Genomic DNA, 15,833 nt, shown 5'->3' on the forward strand with positions numbered 1-15,833 from the left:
AGAGCATCCAACTCGGAGGCGTTCTCGTCAAGGAATTCTGCAGCGAACGGAATCTCCCTAAGTTAACCGGCCCCGCCCGTTACAGCGGACTAAAGTGGATTGGACAGATGCCTGTCCGGTCAATTTGGGTGGCACCGCGAGATCAGAGCGCTCCTCGTCCCATGTGGATGAGGGCGCTTTTTTGCATTTCGCAATACCAATCTATCTGTGTAAGGAGTGCGGTGCCATGTTGGATATCAAATGGATCAGACAGCATCAGGACGAAGTACAATCGGCGGCGGTTCAGAAAAAAATCAAGGTTTCTGTAACGGAATTGCTCGAGTGGGACGACCGAAGACGGCAGATGCTGCAGGAGATAGAGGCCCTTCGGCAGCAGCGCAACAGGCTGAGCGGCGAGATCGCGGCCCTTATGCGGAAAAAGGACAGCCAGGCGATAGAACAGACCCGGCAGCAGGCCAAGGAGGTTCATGCGGCGCTGGATCGGCTGCAGGAAGCGTACCAGGAGGCGGAAGCACAGTATCGGGAGCGCATGCTGCTCATCCCCAATATCGTCTCGCCAGACACACCCGCCGGCAGCTCGGATGAGGATAACGTGATGGTTAAGCGTGTGGGCGAACCTGCCCGATTCGAATTTGAGTTCAAGGATCATATTGCGCTCGGTCGGCTCCACCGGATGATCGATACCACCCGCGGCGTCAAAACAGCCGGAACACGCAGCTATTATCTTACCGGCAACGGCGCGCTGCTGCATCGGGCCGTCCAGCAGCTGGCAGTTGATCTCCTGCTCGCCAAAGGGTTTCGGCTCCTTGAGGTTCCTCTCATGGTGCGCTCGCCTGCTATGGTGAATACCGGGTTCTTCCCGCTCGGTGAAGAGCAGACCTACCGGATCGAGGGAGAGGACCAATGGCTGGCGGGAACCTCCGAGGTTCCACTCGTTGCTTATTACAGCAACGAAGTCATCGACGTTGCCGAGCCTGTACGGCTGGCCGCTGTTTCGGTCTGCTTCCGCAGCGAAGCGGGTTCGGCTGGCCGGGATGTGCACGGCCTGTACCGTGTCCATCAATTTGCCAAGGTCGAGCAGGTCATTCTGTGCGAGGCCAGCCTGGAGACATCGGAGAAGATGTTCCGGGAAATTACAGGACATGCGGAAGAGCTGCTGCAGCTGCTTGAGCTGCCCTATCGGGTGATGGCCGTCTGTGCCGGAGATATGTCGCAGAAAACCTACAAGCAGCAGGATATCGAAACCTGGATGCCAAGCCGCGGGGCATACGGCGAGACGCACTCGTCTTCGCAGTTGCTGGATTTCCAGGCGCGCCGCTCCAACATTCGGTACCGGGATGCGGAAGACAAACTCGTCTATTGCTATACGCTCAATAACACGGCCGTTGCCTCCCCGCGCATCCTGATCCCGCTGCTGGAAAACCATCAGATGGAGGACGGTTCGATTCGTATTCCCCAGGCGTTGCGGCCTTACATGAACGGGCAAGAGGTGCTTCGTCCCCTTGCTGAATAATTACAGCAGGGACAGCAGCAAGCGGAGGGAATTGGTTCGTTCCTGAAGTGCCTCATGACAGAAACGCCTCATAACATATGAAAGGGATGCTCCAGGTCAAGTAAGACCTTTGGGGCATCCCTTCTTTCATTTGAGGCAGCAGTCCGCGTATTTACTGACTTCCAAAATAGTCTTCAAGAGCCTTTTGCGCACGGTACTCCGCCAGATTGAAGGACTGCCAGGGCACATGAAGGCCGTTCATCCCGGCAAAACGCTCCCGCAGTTGGTCATTCATGTCCGGATACTCGTTCCGGGCAAATTCAATCAGGCGTGGTACTGCATCCGCCGACAAATCCCGGAGATAGTCGATATCCATATCGCCGCTTGCATGGTAACGTTCAATGTTCCGATCCGCAATGATGGTATCCATTCCGATGTAATTGATAAGTACATATGCGCATATTCCGAGCACGATATAACTTTTTGCCAGCGGTATCCGGGTCATATGAATGCGGAGCGCCGCAATCAGGAGCAGCAGTCCGAGAAAGATCATAAACGCATGCACAAGAAAGCGGGTATAGGTATAACCATAGGCTTCCTCGTACATGACAAGCCGGATATAAGCGGAATACAGCATGATCCCCGAGCACGCAACCAGCACATACAGCATCCCCTGATTCCACCGGTGCAGCCGGCCGGGGGCCTGCTCTCCAAGCAGCAGCACAACCAGCATCAGGACAAAATTGATGGCCGTCACCATGATCAGCTGAGCAAAGCCGCTTCTCGCATACTCCGCGTAAGAAAGACCATCCGGCAATACGCCCTCGCTTGCTCCGAACAAGTAAGCAAACTGGGTATATACGAACAACAGATACACCACATTCATCGTTACCAGTATGGTTGCTGTAATCACCGGAGCAAGCTTGACGCTTACCGCTTCCTCCGCCCATTCGCCCAGCTTCTGTTCAAGCCTGTCGTCCCCGGGTTCAACTGCTTTAAGCTCTGCGGGGTACGGCTTGAAGTCCACGAACCCCCATAGATAACCGAAGAACAGCAGGCAGAGCACCACGGTCCAGACCAGGCGCACGCCGCCTTCTCCGAAGGTTAAATGGCTTCCCAGCCAGGAAGGAACGCTGGCAAGCATATGGTCGAACATGCCGTCGGCTGAGGACAGCAGTGCCACTACGATTGTTACCAGGGGCAGCGCTACAAGCAAACCGGTCAGGATCTGAACAAGGACCCCCTTGTGCCCCTCCCCCATCCGCCCGCCTGTGGTGTTCTTCAGCATGCGGAACAACGTGCTGGCATGCCGCAGGTTTTGGGGGATCAGATGATCGATCGTATCCCACAGCAGCCGGATATCGGCCCAATCCAGCCTTCTTGCGCTGAACTTGTAGGCCATATGTACAGACACCAGACATGGAATAACGAGCAGATTGAGTGCATAAAAAAGCGGATTATAAAACAGCACATAAGTCAGTGACAAAAGCATGACCGAAGTAAACAGCAGCCAGCCGAACCAGGTGAATTCACGCATCCGGTCCTTGGCGTACACAAACATAAATACGTACAAGCACACTGCAAACAGCGGATACGACAGACCCGGGAGATGTCCATAAAACAGATACTGATGAATGACCGCCAGTAAAAGGGCTCCAGCAAGCGCATAAAGCGGACGTTTGGGGCTCTGCAGCAGTTTATCAACCATGAAACATGACCTCCAGTATTTTCTACACCCTATTCTAGGTGATAAAATAAGAAGATAAAGAGAAGAAAAAAGATGACAAACTTCCTATTTTAGGAGCCGATCAAACGATGAAGCTGTATAACCAATTTCTGCGTCTGCGGGCACAATACGGGGAAAGTAATGAAATTTCCGTAACCATGGATGAGCTTGCTGTAACCTTTGACTGCACGCATCGCAACGCGCTCAGCATTATTAATAAAATGACGCAGCATGGCTGGGTCCGCTGGACCCCGCGGCGGGGCCGGGGCAGCCGCTCGCGGTTGGAATTTCTGGTCAAGCCGGAGGAAATCGCGGCAAAATCCATGATGCAGGCCATCAACCGGCGCGATATCCGGAAAGCAATGGACCAGATTCATACATATTCGCCGTCCGCCAGCCTGCAGGATCGACTGCAAGGGTGGATCATGTCCTACTTCGGCGGCCATTCGGAAATCCGGCGCAACCGGCAGATTGATACGCTGCGCCTGCCGGTAAGGCAGAAGCTGTACACCGTAGACCCGTTGTATATGAATCTGCTGGCTGAGTCCTTTGTATCGAGTCATGTTTTTGACGGGCTGGTCCGGAGAGATGGCCAAACCCAGCAGATTGTACCGGGTCTCGCCCACGCCTGGGAGGCGAACGCCGAGCGTACTGTATGGACCTTCTATCTGCGCAAGGAAGTGCTGTTTCATAACGGCAAAATGCTTACAGCCGAGGATGTTGTCTACACCTTTGAGCGGTTGATGCGAACCTCGCAAAGAACGCTGTACAGCTTTATGTTCCGGCAAATCCAGTCGGTTACGGCCCTGAATCCCCTCACGGTGATCATGGAGCTTAAGGAACCAAACGAGCTGTTCCTGTCCTTTCTCTGCACCAGCAGGGCTGCCATCGTTCCGAAGGACCTGGACCAATTGGGGGAACAGCAATTTGGTCTGAAGCCTGTCGGTACGGGGCCCTTCAGACTGACGGAAATGAGCGAGAACCTCTGCTGCCTGGAGGTGTTCTCCCATTACTTTCAGGGTCGGCCTCATCTGGATCGTGTCGAAATCATCCATGTTCCCTGGGAGTCAGCGGATCATCCGGGGGACTCATCATCTCCCTTCCACGTAATCCACAACCCCGCTTCTGCGGAGGCGGGAGCCTGGAGCCAGATCCACTCGGATGTCACCGTGCGCAAATTCGTCACCTGCAACACGGAAAAGGAGGGGCCGCTCCGCAATCAGGAGGTGCGGGCCCGCATCATAACCTGCCTGCGTGGCGAAGAGGGTCCTCCTGCCTCAAATGCAGCCAGCAAGGCAGAAAGCGAAGCGTCAATCTCCCTGCAAATTGCCACAATTCCTCAGTACAGACAGGATGCTGACCTGATCGCAGCGCGGCTGGAAGAGGCAGGTTATGCGTGCAGCGTAGCTTCCGTGCCGGTCGAGGATTTCAAGGGGGACGTCCGGCTGCAGTCGGACCTGATTCTCTTCTCGCTCATCCGTGACCGGGATGAGCAGCTTCGCCTCTTCGATTTGTATTTGACAGCCGCTGAGCATGTCGAACCGCATACGCGCATTGATATCGAAAAGCTGCTGCGGAAAATAGGCAATGAACCGGACGAACAGGCCCGAGCGGAGGGGCTGGCAAAGCTGGAGGCGCTGCTGATCCGCGAAAACCATCTGCACATCCTCTATGAGCGGCCGGTTCAGACCGCCTACCTGCCATCTGTACGGGGGGTGACCTTCAACAGCCAGGGGTGGGTCGATCTCAGACATGTGTGGTTCCCGCCAACCTCTATATAAGAAAAACATCGAAGATGTAATGGAATTAGAGGATTCGGGGATTCGAGCAATGAGAGGATTGTATCTCCCCAAGTGTGGAATATTATATTCCCAGCTGGCACAGAAAGCGCCGCCGGCAGCCCGGCGGCGCTTTCCTTTTCCCTATATTATTACAACTCGTGTAATCACTTCTGATCCGCAGGAATCGTAACCTCATTTACATAATTGGTAGCCATGATCCGCGCCGCTTCCGCAGAATCGGCCGCTTGACCGAGTGCCCACATCATCTTGGTGACCAGCGCTTCCGTAGTCATATCGTAGCCGGGGATGACGCCTTTCTCCAGCACCTTTTGCCCGACCTCATAGATGGTCAGATCCCCGCCCTCATAAGGACACTGTGTCGTAACGGCAATGGTGATGCCGTCCTTCATCAGCTGCTCAATTTTATCGATCAAGCTTCTCTCCTTGAACGGTACACCGCCGAGCCCGAAGCCTTCAATAACAATCCCTTTGTAGCCCAAAGACTTGATCGCGTCAAAAATACCCGGATTGGTGCCCGGAATGAGCCGCAGCAGGAACACTTCAGCACAATAGCTGTCGTTGTACGGATGATCAACCTCCGTTGAAATCTTAAGCCCTTCCGTATACTCCACTTTCCCGTTCTCAACCAGCCCGATATAAGGATAGTTGATGCTTTCAAATGCATTATAGCTGCGCGTTCTGATCTTGGACGAGCGGCTGCCGTTAATGATTTTGCCGTTGAAGACAACGAATACTCCCGCAACATCCCCGCAAGCCGTCAGGAAAGAGTCAATCACATTTTTCTTGGAATCGCTGTTTTCGGCCAGAATGGATACCTGCGAGCCTGTTAGCACCACCGGCTTGTGCAGCGTTCCCAGCATAAAGCTGAGGGCCGAAGCCGTGTACGCCATCGTATCCGTCCCATGCGCAATAACAATCCCGTCATACTCATCCAGGGACCGATGCACCATGCGTGCCATCACGGCCCAGTCCTCCGGCTGGGTATTGGTGCTGTCAATGCTCATGAGATTATGGGCATCTATATGACAGATTTCCCGCAATTCAGGAATCTCGGCCAGGATGCTCTCGGCGGACTGTGTCGGCGTGAGGCCATGCTCCTGATAAGAAGAAGAAATCGTTCCTCCTGTGTTGATAAACAGTATTTTTTTCATATGGATCATTTCCTTCCGCTGGTTCGTATGCAAAACCTCAACTTTTTAGAGTATACCATTCGCGGAGGAAAATATCAGGGAGGCTCCGTTCTCATTTTTTAGAATATAGACACCTCGGGACAGACTCCTCAGCAAAAAAATTTTGTTGGCAATTCATAGTCTCTTGAAAGGGGTAACATACATTTTTCATCCTCTTTATGCATTTTTAATATACATATTTTGGTGGTTACTTTCCCTTCCATTGCTTCATCAATATTGAAGCATAAAATCTATATTAAATAAAATACACATACCATAGCACCAAAAAGTTAGTTATATCTTCTGTACAATTATGTTTTTATGTCACTTTATGTTCCAAAAAACTTTCATTTCCTATAAATAAACAATCTATCGCTGCGAAAAAAATACTTTATCGGAAAAATTTTTATACATTTTCGTAAAAAAAATAAAATACTTTCATTTCAAGAAATTTTCATAACATACTTTACATTTTCACAAAATAGTCATACACTTAGCCCCGGAAAGTTCAAACATTACAAAAAGTAATTAGCTAACAACCGGTTGCGCTAGGAAAGAAGGAAAAATAGATGCAAACTTTTTATCTTGATCATGAAGGTGCAGTGAAAACTCCATTGAGAGGAAAAGACGTGCTGTCAAATCCGCTGCTCAACAAAGGGGTTGCCTTTACAGAGGAAGAAAGACGGGACTTGAACCTGAACGGAATTTTGCCGCCAACGGTTCTGAGCATTGAGGAACAGGTCAGCCGCGCCTATGAGCAGCTGAAGAACGAGCCGAATCATCTTCGCAAAAACATCATGCTGAGCGATTTATATAACCGTAATGTCGTGCTGTATTACCGTCTGTTGAGCGAGCATTTAAGTGAACTGCTGCCGATTGTCTATACGCCTACCGTCGGACAGGCCATTCAGGAGTACAGCCAGCAGTATCATAAGCCCGGCGGCGTATATCTGTCCATCAACAATCTGGAGGGGATTGAGGAAGCCTTCCGCAACGCGGGGGTCGAAGCCGGAGACATCGACCTGATTGTCGCCACAGACTCCGAAAGCATTCTTGGCATCGGTGATTGGGGTGTGGGCGGCATCAACATCGCCATCGGCAAGCTGGCCGTTTATACCGCCGCTGCGGGAATTGATCCGAGCCGTGTGCTTCCTGTTGTCCTTGACGCAGGCACCAACAATCAGAAGCTGCTCAACGATCCGCTGTATATCGGGAACCGTCATGAACGTGTCAAAGGCGAACAATACGACCGGTTCATTGATGCATACGTTGAGACCGCCCGCAAGCTGTTCCCGAATGTACTGCTGCACTGGGAGGACTTCGGCAACGTAAATGCCAGAAACATCATCAACAAGTATGGCAAAAAAATTCTCACCTTCAACGATGATATTCAGGGCACCGGCGCGGTTACGCTCGCTGCGATTATGTCTGGCGTGAAGGTCAGCGGTATGCCTCTGCGTGAGCACCGTGTCCTCGTATTCGGACCAGGCGCGGCCGGCATTGGCAACGCGGATCAGATCCGGGATGCGATGATGAAGGAAGGATTAACCCGGGAAGAAGCCGAGAGCCGCTTCTGGGCCTTCGATTACCGCGGGCTGCTTACCGATGAAACGGAGGGCGTCCTTGAATTTCAGAAGCCTTATGTGCGAAAAGCGGAGGAAGTGAAAGACTGGAACTTCGATCCGAACGGTAAAATCACGCTGCTGGAAGTCGTGAAGCAGGTGAAACCGACCATTCTGATCGGTACCTCCGGTGTGGCCGGCGCCTTCAGCGAGCAGGTCATCAGAGAGATGGCGAAGCATACGGAGCGTCCGATCATTATGCCGATGTCCAACCCGACAACGCTGGCGGAAGCCGTACCGGAAGATCTGCTGCACTGGACGGACGGCAAAGCGCTGATCGCCACTGGCAGTCCGTTTGAGCCTGTCATCTATAACGGGACGATTTTTGAAATCGGGCAATCGAACAATGCTTTTGTCTTCCCGGGTCTCGGCCTCGGCGCTATAGTTGTCAAAGCAAGTATATTCACGGATGGCATGTTTACTGCAGCTGCCAACGCCGTTGCCGATGCCGTGGATTCATCCAAGCTCGGTGCTCCTCTGCTGCCGCGGGTGAAAGATCTGCAGTCCGTTTCCTTCACAGTTGCCACAGCGGTCGCCAGAGCGGCGATTCGGGATGGGGTCGCGCAAAATACTCCGGAAGATGTAGAGCAGGCTGTGAAGGATACCATGTGGCATCCGGTCTACAAGCCGCTTAAAGCCGTAACTTCTTAAGCAAGAGTCCGGTTAGACTAGATTTGATTTTCGATCCATCCCGGGATGCCTGTATTGCACATGCAGGCATTCCTTCTTTTTCAGAATAGATGTTCAGTATATATTGGAGGGTCTTCAACATGTCAGTCGGTCATATTTTTGTTATTTTAATCCCTATTTTCTTTGTGATTATACTTGGTTTTCTGGGCGGGTATTTCAAAGTATTCAATTCAGCCTCATCCAAAGGCCTGAATACGCTGGTTACCAAGTTTGCGCTCCCTGCCCACCTGTTTATCGGCATCACAACCACAAGCAAGCAAACCTTGATCGATAAATGGCCTTTCTTCGTTACCATGTTCCTGGGCATTATCGGGTTTTATGTGATTTTGCTGCTGGTTATGCGTTTGGTGTTCAAAATGGATCTCAATAAATCCTCGATCTTCTCGCTGAACTCCACCCAGCCATCCTTCGCCTTTATGGGAATACCGGTGCTGGGCAGCCTGTTCGGAGCGGCCGAGGTTGCCATTCCAATCGCCATCACCGGTGTTGTGGTCAACGCACTGCTCGACCCTGTTGCCACCATTGTCAGCTCGGTCGGTACGAAGACCCAGGCGAGTCAGGATGAGGAGCATAAGGAGAGCCTTCTGAAATTGACGGTTCACTCCATCCTGCACGGCCTTAGAGAGCCGCTGGCCTGCATTCCGCTGCTCGGTGTCGTGTTAACCCTGCTGGGCTTCCAATCTCCGGAGCTGCTGCAAAGCTCATTGGACCAAATCGGTGAAATTACATCAGGTGCGGCTTTGTTCGCTATTGGTGTGACGATCGGGATTAAACGCATCAAATTCAGCGGCAGCGCGATCAGTATCGCTCTGTTAAAGATCATCGCCATGCCTGCGCTGACCTTTGCGTTTGCCCTCATGATGGGACTTTCCGCAAAAGATATGACGATGGCCATTCTGCTTGTATCCTTCCCTGGCTCGGCAGTGGCTGCCATGATCGCTTCCCGGTTTGAAACGCTGGAGGCGGAGACGGCATCTTCATTCGTCATCAGTTCGGTATTGTCGCTGATTTCTTTGCCGATTCTCATATCGATTTTGGTGTAAACCGCTTCAATTTAACATGGCTGCCTTGCATGTCAAGGCGGCTTGTTTTTGTTTTACCGGAGTTAGACAGAAACTGGAGGCCGCTCTGCCGGGTAATTTCCCTCAGCAGCCGTGTATGTGCTGGCCATGAATCTGTTGTGTACAAGCCTGCTCCGGTCAAGCAGCGGGTAGTCATACAACGGCCCTTGATACACGTAATCAAAGGCTGGATGGACCAGGAAATCATTCGGTGTAACCAGTCCTGACGGCCGCTCCCACAAAGGGCATCCGCTCTGCTTGAAGACTTCCGCCACAAACTGGGAGCAAAAGTAGGCATTGTCCGGTTCGATGCTCTTGTGGAGCAAGACGCCCAGCAGCCCCATGAGATTATACCTGTACCTGTGCTGATGCAGCCTGAAATAATCAATGGTTTCAGTCACTCTCTCTACGATGTCCCGCGTCACCTGAATGCGGAGCAGGATGCACTCCGTATCCGGATAACGGCTGAAGGTCCCATCGTATACATCCTCTTGCACAAACCCGGCCACCCACGGATGGGCGGCCTGCTTGCGGCCGAAGCTGAACATGTCGTTCAACCCGGCATCCAGCGCCAGAGACGCGTGATTATAGGGAGCAGCTGTAAATTGCCGGATCAGTGTCGTAAATTGCGTTCCCGTATGCGTCAGTAGTACATATAAACTATGATCTTCATGCTTTCTCTTTTTATAAAAGTACATTTTATAATCACCCCAACTCATCATTGAGGTCATTATATGATCTCCGTGGGGACGGGCAAACGGACCAGCGGCCGGATTGGAAGCTGGACTTTAGGCTAGCGTGAAGCAGGACCCGGGTGGTGTACCAGTCTTTGTCACCTTCTGAGGCGCTCCGAGAACGAAGCATTCCTACAATCGCTGTTGACCCCGAATTTCTTTTAATGATTTTTCAGTGGTAGAAATTCGGTGCCAAAGGCGAGCGCTGCGCTTTTCCGGAATTGCTTCGTCCTCTCCGCTGCTCCGTGCGTCCCAATACATTAATACAAGAGTTAGAAATCGCCAATCTTCAGCGATTTCTAACTGAGCAAAAAAGCCGAGAACAGGCACATGTATCCCTGCTCTCGACCTATGTCTTCATGGCCTCGCATGCCATGTACGAGAAAGAACGAGTATTGGTGAAAATCCGACCACCAATACTCGTTCCTTAATCTAATGTGACAGACGGACCGGATTGTTACTGCTGGTGCCCCTGGCCGGTTGTCCCGAAGATCGGCGAGTAGCCTGTTTTGGTCTGAGCGCCCTGCGGGTAGGAAGGGCGCCCAGCATCCTGGCCGCCTACATCTCCGTAATAGGGGCTGCCAGCAGCACTACCTGTCACAGATCCATAGCCGATGCCAACTTCGTTCCCACTTGCGTTGAAGCCGCTGCTATAGCCTCCAGTAGAATAACCGGTTTGTGCACCATACTGCGACTGCTGCATGCCGGTCGCAGGCTGATAGCTGCCAAGAAAATTATGAGTCGTCTCGGTTTTCATTGTCGGCACCTGGTACAATCCCTGTTCATTGAGGAACAGGAAGACCTCATAAGCATGATCCGTGCACGCTTGCGCGCTGTTCTGCATGGCACGGCGCAGATTGGGATCAGCACATTCGAGGGCAGCCCATGCTGCATTGCGGGCACCATTTTTATGGCAGATCAGCATGGCCGTACTGATCTCATGATCACTCAGCGTGTCATCGTTCTGCGGTGCAAAACGAGGCGGGTTGTCCAGGCCATATTGAATTTGCTGATGCTGAACCCCCTGAGTATGGGCAGGAGTCGAAATTGGGGTGAACTGGCCTCCGCCCCGTGTCAGGGACACTATTTCATTATAAGAATTGATCGCATCACGCTGATGACGGGCAATCATGTCACGCAGCTTCGGGTTTTTCGCCTGTTTGGCGTACAGATTACAATGCGTAATGGCATTCAATTTTTCCATCAAAATTTCATGGGTTTCCATCGTTTCATGAGCACCAAACTTCATCTGGTTCTGATTCTGATTCACTGTATCCACTCCTTAGTTGGTTTCACTGGATACTGTTTCCTGCATGTGGATATATTATTCATAATTTTTTCCAATTATAAAAAATAAGCTCTGACTCGTGAACCAAGGTATTTTAAATGACAAAAGCAAAAACGCCCCTGTAAAAACAGAGACGCTAAGATGTTCATCGACTTGTTATGCTTCCTGCGGTGCATGCCCTCCCGAAAGGTCCGATACCTGCTCTTTGGAGCTGCCGCTGCGTGCCGAGAAAATGAGATTCAGGATGACCGCTGTCAGCGAGCCGGTTACGATGCCGCTCTGCAGCAGCATTTTGCTCCACTCCGGCAGCGTATCGAACATCTGCGGCACAGCGGCCGATCCCAAACCTACAGCAATGCTGCAGGCCGCGATCAGGAGGTTGCCCTCCTTGCGCAGATCAACCTCGGAAAGAATGGAGATGCCCGAGGCGGCGACCGAACCGAACATCACGATCATGGCGCCACCAAGCACCGCGTTCGGGATGACGGTGGTTAGTGCCGCCAGCTTTGGCAGCAGACCGAGCACCACCATAATGATGCCAGCCGCAAAAATCACATTCCGCGTCTTCACACGGGTCAGCGTGATAAGCCCCACGTTTTGTGAAAAAGCCGTATAAGGAAATGCGTTAAAAATACCGCCCAGTACAATAGCCGCTCCCTCAGAGCGAAGCCCGTTCACGATCTGCTTCTGCTCCACCTTCTGGTCTGTTGCACGGCCGACAGCCAAATATACACCAGTGGATTCGACCATGCTGACGATATTCACGATAATCATGGTAAGCACGGCGACGATGCTGAACTCCGGCACACCGAAATAAAACGGCTTCGCGATGCTGAACAAGGACGCCTGACCCACACCTGAAAAATCAACGATTCCCATAAAATAACCTGCAGCCGTTCCTACGGCCAGTCCGACCAAGACGGATACGACGCGCAGAAAGCCTTTGCCCAAACGGTTAAACAGCAAAATAACGATCAGCGTAATCAAGGCAAGCAGCAGGTTGTGCGGAGCTCCGAAATCCGCGCTTCCCTGGCCGCCCGCTGCGTTGTTCATGGCGACGGGGATGAGAGTAAGACCGATGATCGTTACAACAGTTCCCGTTACCACGGTCGGGAAGAAACGGAGCAGCTTGCCGTACAACGGGGCAAACAGCACGACAAACAAACCGGACAATATAATCGCGCCGTACGCTGTCGCCAAATTGGAGGTCGAAGCGATGGCAATGATCGGCCCCACGGCCGTAAAGGTACAGCCCAGAACCACCGGCAGGCCGCTGCCGAAATATTTGATCCGCAAAACCTGCAGCAGTGTCGCAAGACCGCAGGTGAACAAATCGGCCGCAATAAGATACGCGATTTGCGTCTCTGTCAGGCCCAGCGCTCCACCGACAATGAACGGCACGGCAATTGCGCCGGCGTACATGGCCATGACATGCTGAAAGCCGAGTGCAAAAACTTTAGGTTTGCTTAACATACAACCGCCTCCTCGAAATTAATGGACGAACGACTCTTCATCAATAAACTGCACCTGTCCCGGCGACATGGCTGCGATCCGCGCCAGGGAATGTACACGGATTCCCCTCTCCTCCAGCAGGCCGCGTCCTTCCTGGAAGCTCTTCTCAATCACGCAGCCGACCCCGGCCAGCTCCGCACCCGACTCTGCCACGATATCCGTCAATCCAACAAGCGCCGCTCCTGTCGCCAAAAAGTCGTCCACAATCAGCACCCGGTCTTCCGGTCCCAGATACTTCCGTGAGATGCTGACCTGGTAACTCTCCCGTTTCGTGAACGAATACACCTCGGCAGAATACACTTCATCCCCCTGGGTTATGGCTTTCTTTTTCTTGGCATATACAAACGGCACCCCCAGCGCAATGCCTGCAGCCATCGCAAACTGAATGCCGCTCGCTTCTATCGTCAACACCTTGGTAATCCCCTCATCAGCGAAGATCCGCCCGAATTCCCGGCCAATCTCCAGCGCAAGCCCTGTATCCACCTGATGATTCAAAAAAGAATCCACCTTTAGCACCGTATCGGATAAAATCTGCCCTTCGCGCCGGATGCGCTCTTCAAGTATCTTCATGTCTTCTTTCTCTCCCCTTGTTTTCTCCTGTGATGCCGAAAAACAAAAAGGACAGGTTCCTTGAGCTGTTTCTCTCAAGTGAAACCTGTCCTCCCGGGTTTTTGGACCTATCGAACGATCCGGCACCCAAAAAAGCCGCCGCTGCAAATTCAAATTGAATCCCCTTGCGGCATACGAGTTCACTCATAGTCGGACAATTGCAGTGGTTGTCCGGTAGAAACTTTTGGGCCCTATTCCCAACATTATATGAGTTTATATGAAATTGGATGAAATTTTTCGTAAAATACTCTATGTATAGTACACGTTGTGTCATATGTTTTCAAGGAGAAAATTTATGAAACCTTATTAAGGGAGAGTATGCGCCATGCAGCAAATTATGATCGTGGAAGACGACCCGAAGCTCGCGGAGCTTCTTGAATCCTATATCGTCAAATATGGCTACGATGTTCATCGCGTACGCGACTTCAGCCGGGTGATGGATGAGTTCCAGCAGCATAAACCAGACCTTGTACTGCTGGACATCAATTTGCCCAGCTACGACGGATATTATTGGTGCCGCCAAATCCGCCAGGCTTCCACCTGCCCGGTGCTGTTTATTTCCGCGCGTGCAGGCGAGATGGATCAGATTATGGCGCTGGAAAACGGCGGCGACGATTATATTACCAAGCCGTTTAACTACGGGGTGGTGATGGCCAAAATCCGCAGCCAGCTGCGCCGGGCCTATGGGGAGTACGCCTCCGGTCCTCAGGAAAGAGTGCTTCAGGTAGAAGGGCTGGTGCTGCTGCCGGAAAGGCTTGAGCTCAAGCTGGGAACAGAACAGGTCACGCTCACCAAGAAAGAAGCGGATATTATGGAAAGCCTGATGGAGCGTTATCCACGGGTATCAAGCCGGGACGCCCTGCTGGAGAAGCTGTGGGATGACCAATCCTATGTGGACGAAAATACGCTGAATGTCAACATTACACGGGTGCGCAAAAAGCTGCAGGAGCTGGGCATTGAAGATGCGGTCGAGACGGTCAGAGGAACAGGTTACAAGCTGAACGTCACCTGGGACGGGGAGGAGAACCTGTGAAGCTCTTCTTCCGCGAGCATGCCCTGCTCATTGTTGTGCAGTTCGTGCAGTTCGCCTTGATGCTCTCCATCTATTGGCTGGACGGCTACCGCCAGCTGAGGCCTGCGTTATACTCCGTTTTTCTGGGCTTCTTTCTGCTCGGGTGTTATCTGGTCTACCACTACATCAGCCGTCGCCGTTATTTTCAACGGCTGAACGCTCCCCTGGAGTCTCTGGATGCTTCCTTTGAGAAAATGGAGACCGCTCCCGTATCCGAGGCGCTGCAGGAGCTGCTGCGCGAGCAGTACCGGCATTATCAGGAGCAGCTGATCAAAGCCAAACGCGAGCAGGAGCAGCATCTGACCTTTATGGACCAGTGGGTTCATCAGATGAAAACGCCGCTGTCGGTCATTGAGCTTACCGTGCAAAATGTGGACGAGCCGGAGTTCGCGAGCATCCGCGAAGAGCTTGAACAGCTGCGCGGCGGCCTCAATACCGTGCTGTACATGGCACGGCTGCGCACCTTCGAGCAGGATTTTCATGTTAAAGCGGTACGGCTCTCCAAAATGATCAGCGAAGTGCTGAATGATAACAAACGGCTGTTCATCCGCAATCAGGTATACCCGGAGGTCATTACGAGCGAGCCGGACATCACCGCCGAGTCGGATGAGAAATGGCTGTTCTTCATGATTTCCCAGATCGTCATCAATGCCGTGAAATATTCTGCAGGCTCCGGAGAAAAGGTGACTCTCTCCTCTTATTCGCGCGGAACGGAAGCCGTCATTGAAATTCGCGACCGCGGGGTCGGCATTCCCGCCTCGGACATCAAGCGGGTATTTGATCCATTTTTCACAGGGGATAACGGCCGGGGATTCCGGGAATCGACAGGAATGGGACTTTATTTGGTGAAAGAAGCCGCAAACCGCCTCAACCACCGGATCGAGCTCGAATCACAGGCAGGCTCGGGCACGACAGTTCGGATTGTTTTTGCCTCCTTTCAGCTGCGTTCCGACCCAAACCTTACATCCATGTAAGCAAAGTGAAAGGGAAATCGATAGATGACGCTTCGAGCGGCAGACTATACTGGTCACAGATGAGGAAGGCATTTTGAAGGGA

At 52.3% G+C, this 15,833-nt stretch carries 12 protein-coding genes and 1 riboswitch; of the genes, 6 read left to right on the forward strand and 6 right to left on the reverse strand.

The genetic code is table 11. The annotated features are described in order from the left end of the window. Positions 1 to 226: 226 nt before the first annotated feature. Positions 227 to 1,513, forward strand: coding sequence for a serine--tRNA ligase (gene serS, locus ACE5KN_RS08880; protein WP_375526633.1), 1,287 nt, complete (start codon positions 227 to 229; stop codon positions 1,511 to 1,513). A gap of 151 nt (positions 1,514 to 1,664) precedes the next feature. Here serS and ACE5KN_RS08885 read toward each other — a convergent pair whose 3' ends face one another. Next, complete coding sequence (locus ACE5KN_RS08885; protein WP_375526634.1) at positions 1,665 to 3,200, reverse strand: DUF4153 domain-containing protein; 1,536 nt, start codon at positions 3,198 to 3,200, stop codon at positions 1,665 to 1,667. A 107-nt stretch (positions 3,201 to 3,307) separates the two neighbouring features. Here ACE5KN_RS08885 and ACE5KN_RS08890 point away from each other — a divergent pair, with 107 nt between their 5' ends. Next, positions 3,308 to 4,999: an ABC transporter substrate-binding protein gene (locus ACE5KN_RS08890; protein ID WP_375526635.1), complete on the forward strand. Its 1,692-nt coding sequence runs from the start codon at positions 3,308 to 3,310 to the stop codon at positions 4,997 to 4,999. A 164-nt stretch (positions 5,000 to 5,163) separates the two neighbouring features. On the opposite strand, the gene ACE5KN_RS08895 is transcribed toward ACE5KN_RS08890, so the two are convergent. Beyond that, positions 5,164 to 6,171, reverse strand: coding sequence for an asparaginase (locus ACE5KN_RS08895; protein WP_375526636.1), 1,008 nt, complete (start codon positions 6,169 to 6,171; stop codon positions 5,164 to 5,166). A 587-nt stretch (positions 6,172 to 6,758) separates the two neighbouring features. On the opposite strand from ACE5KN_RS08895, the gene ACE5KN_RS08900 reads away from it, so the two are divergent. Both ACE5KN_RS08900 and ACE5KN_RS08905 read left to right on the forward strand, forming a co-directional pair. Further along, complete coding sequence (locus ACE5KN_RS08900; protein WP_375526637.1) at positions 6,759 to 8,462, forward strand: NAD-dependent malic enzyme; 1,704 nt, start codon at positions 6,759 to 6,761, stop codon at positions 8,460 to 8,462. 119 nt (positions 8,463 to 8,581) lie between these two features. Then, entirely contained in the window at positions 8,582 to 9,544 is a 963-nt protein-coding gene (locus ACE5KN_RS08905; protein WP_375526638.1) for an AEC family transporter, read from the forward strand. Positions 9,545 to 9,606: 62 nt separating this feature from the next. Here ACE5KN_RS08905 and ACE5KN_RS08910 read toward each other — a convergent pair whose 3' ends face one another. The 4 genes from ACE5KN_RS08910 to ACE5KN_RS08925 all read right to left on the reverse strand — a co-directional run bounded on the left by ACE5KN_RS08910 (position 9,607) and on the right by ACE5KN_RS08925 (position 13,666). Continuing rightward, the gene (locus ACE5KN_RS08910) at positions 9,607 to 10,260 is read right to left on the reverse strand and encodes a hypothetical protein (RefSeq protein WP_375526639.1); all 654 of its coding nucleotides are present in this window, start codon (positions 10,258 to 10,260) and stop codon (positions 9,607 to 9,609) included. Between the two features lie 493 nt (positions 10,261 to 10,753). Continuing rightward, entirely contained in the window at positions 10,754 to 11,566 is an 813-nt protein-coding gene (locus ACE5KN_RS08915; protein WP_375526640.1) for a spore coat protein, read from the reverse strand. A gap of 174 nt (positions 11,567 to 11,740) precedes the next feature. After that, positions 11,741 to 13,057, reverse strand: a complete 1,317-nt coding sequence (locus ACE5KN_RS08920) for a nucleobase:cation symporter-2 family protein (RefSeq protein ID WP_375526641.1) — start codon at positions 13,055 to 13,057, stop codon at positions 11,741 to 11,743. A gap of 18 nt (positions 13,058 to 13,075) precedes the next feature. Next, a complete protein-coding gene (locus ACE5KN_RS08925) occupies positions 13,076 to 13,666 on the reverse strand; it encodes a xanthine phosphoribosyltransferase (protein ID WP_375526642.1) in 591 nt (196 codons plus the stop codon). A 166-nt stretch (positions 13,667 to 13,832) separates the two neighbouring features. Further along, positions 13,833 to 13,936, reverse strand: a riboswitch (purine riboswitch). A 94-nt stretch (positions 13,937 to 14,030) separates the two neighbouring features. On the opposite strand from ACE5KN_RS08925, the gene ACE5KN_RS08930 reads away from it, so the two are divergent. Further along, positions 14,031 to 14,738: a response regulator transcription factor gene (locus tag ACE5KN_RS08930; protein WP_375526643.1), complete on the forward strand. Its 708-nt coding sequence runs from the start codon at positions 14,031 to 14,033 to the stop codon at positions 14,736 to 14,738. Then, positions 14,735 to 15,751 (forward strand): sensor histidine kinase, encoded by a 1,017-nt coding sequence (locus tag ACE5KN_RS08935; RefSeq protein ID WP_375526644.1) that lies wholly within the window; start codon positions 14,735 to 14,737, stop codon positions 15,749 to 15,751. Before ACE5KN_RS08930 ends, ACE5KN_RS08935 begins: the two co-directional genes overlap by 4 nt. The last annotated feature ends 82 nt before the right edge of the window (positions 15,752 to 15,833 follow it).

It is taken from the genome of Paenibacillus terreus, from assembly GCF_042138595.1.
Classification (GTDB): Bacteria; Bacillota; Bacilli; order Paenibacillales; family Paenibacillaceae; genus Paenibacillus; species Paenibacillus terreus.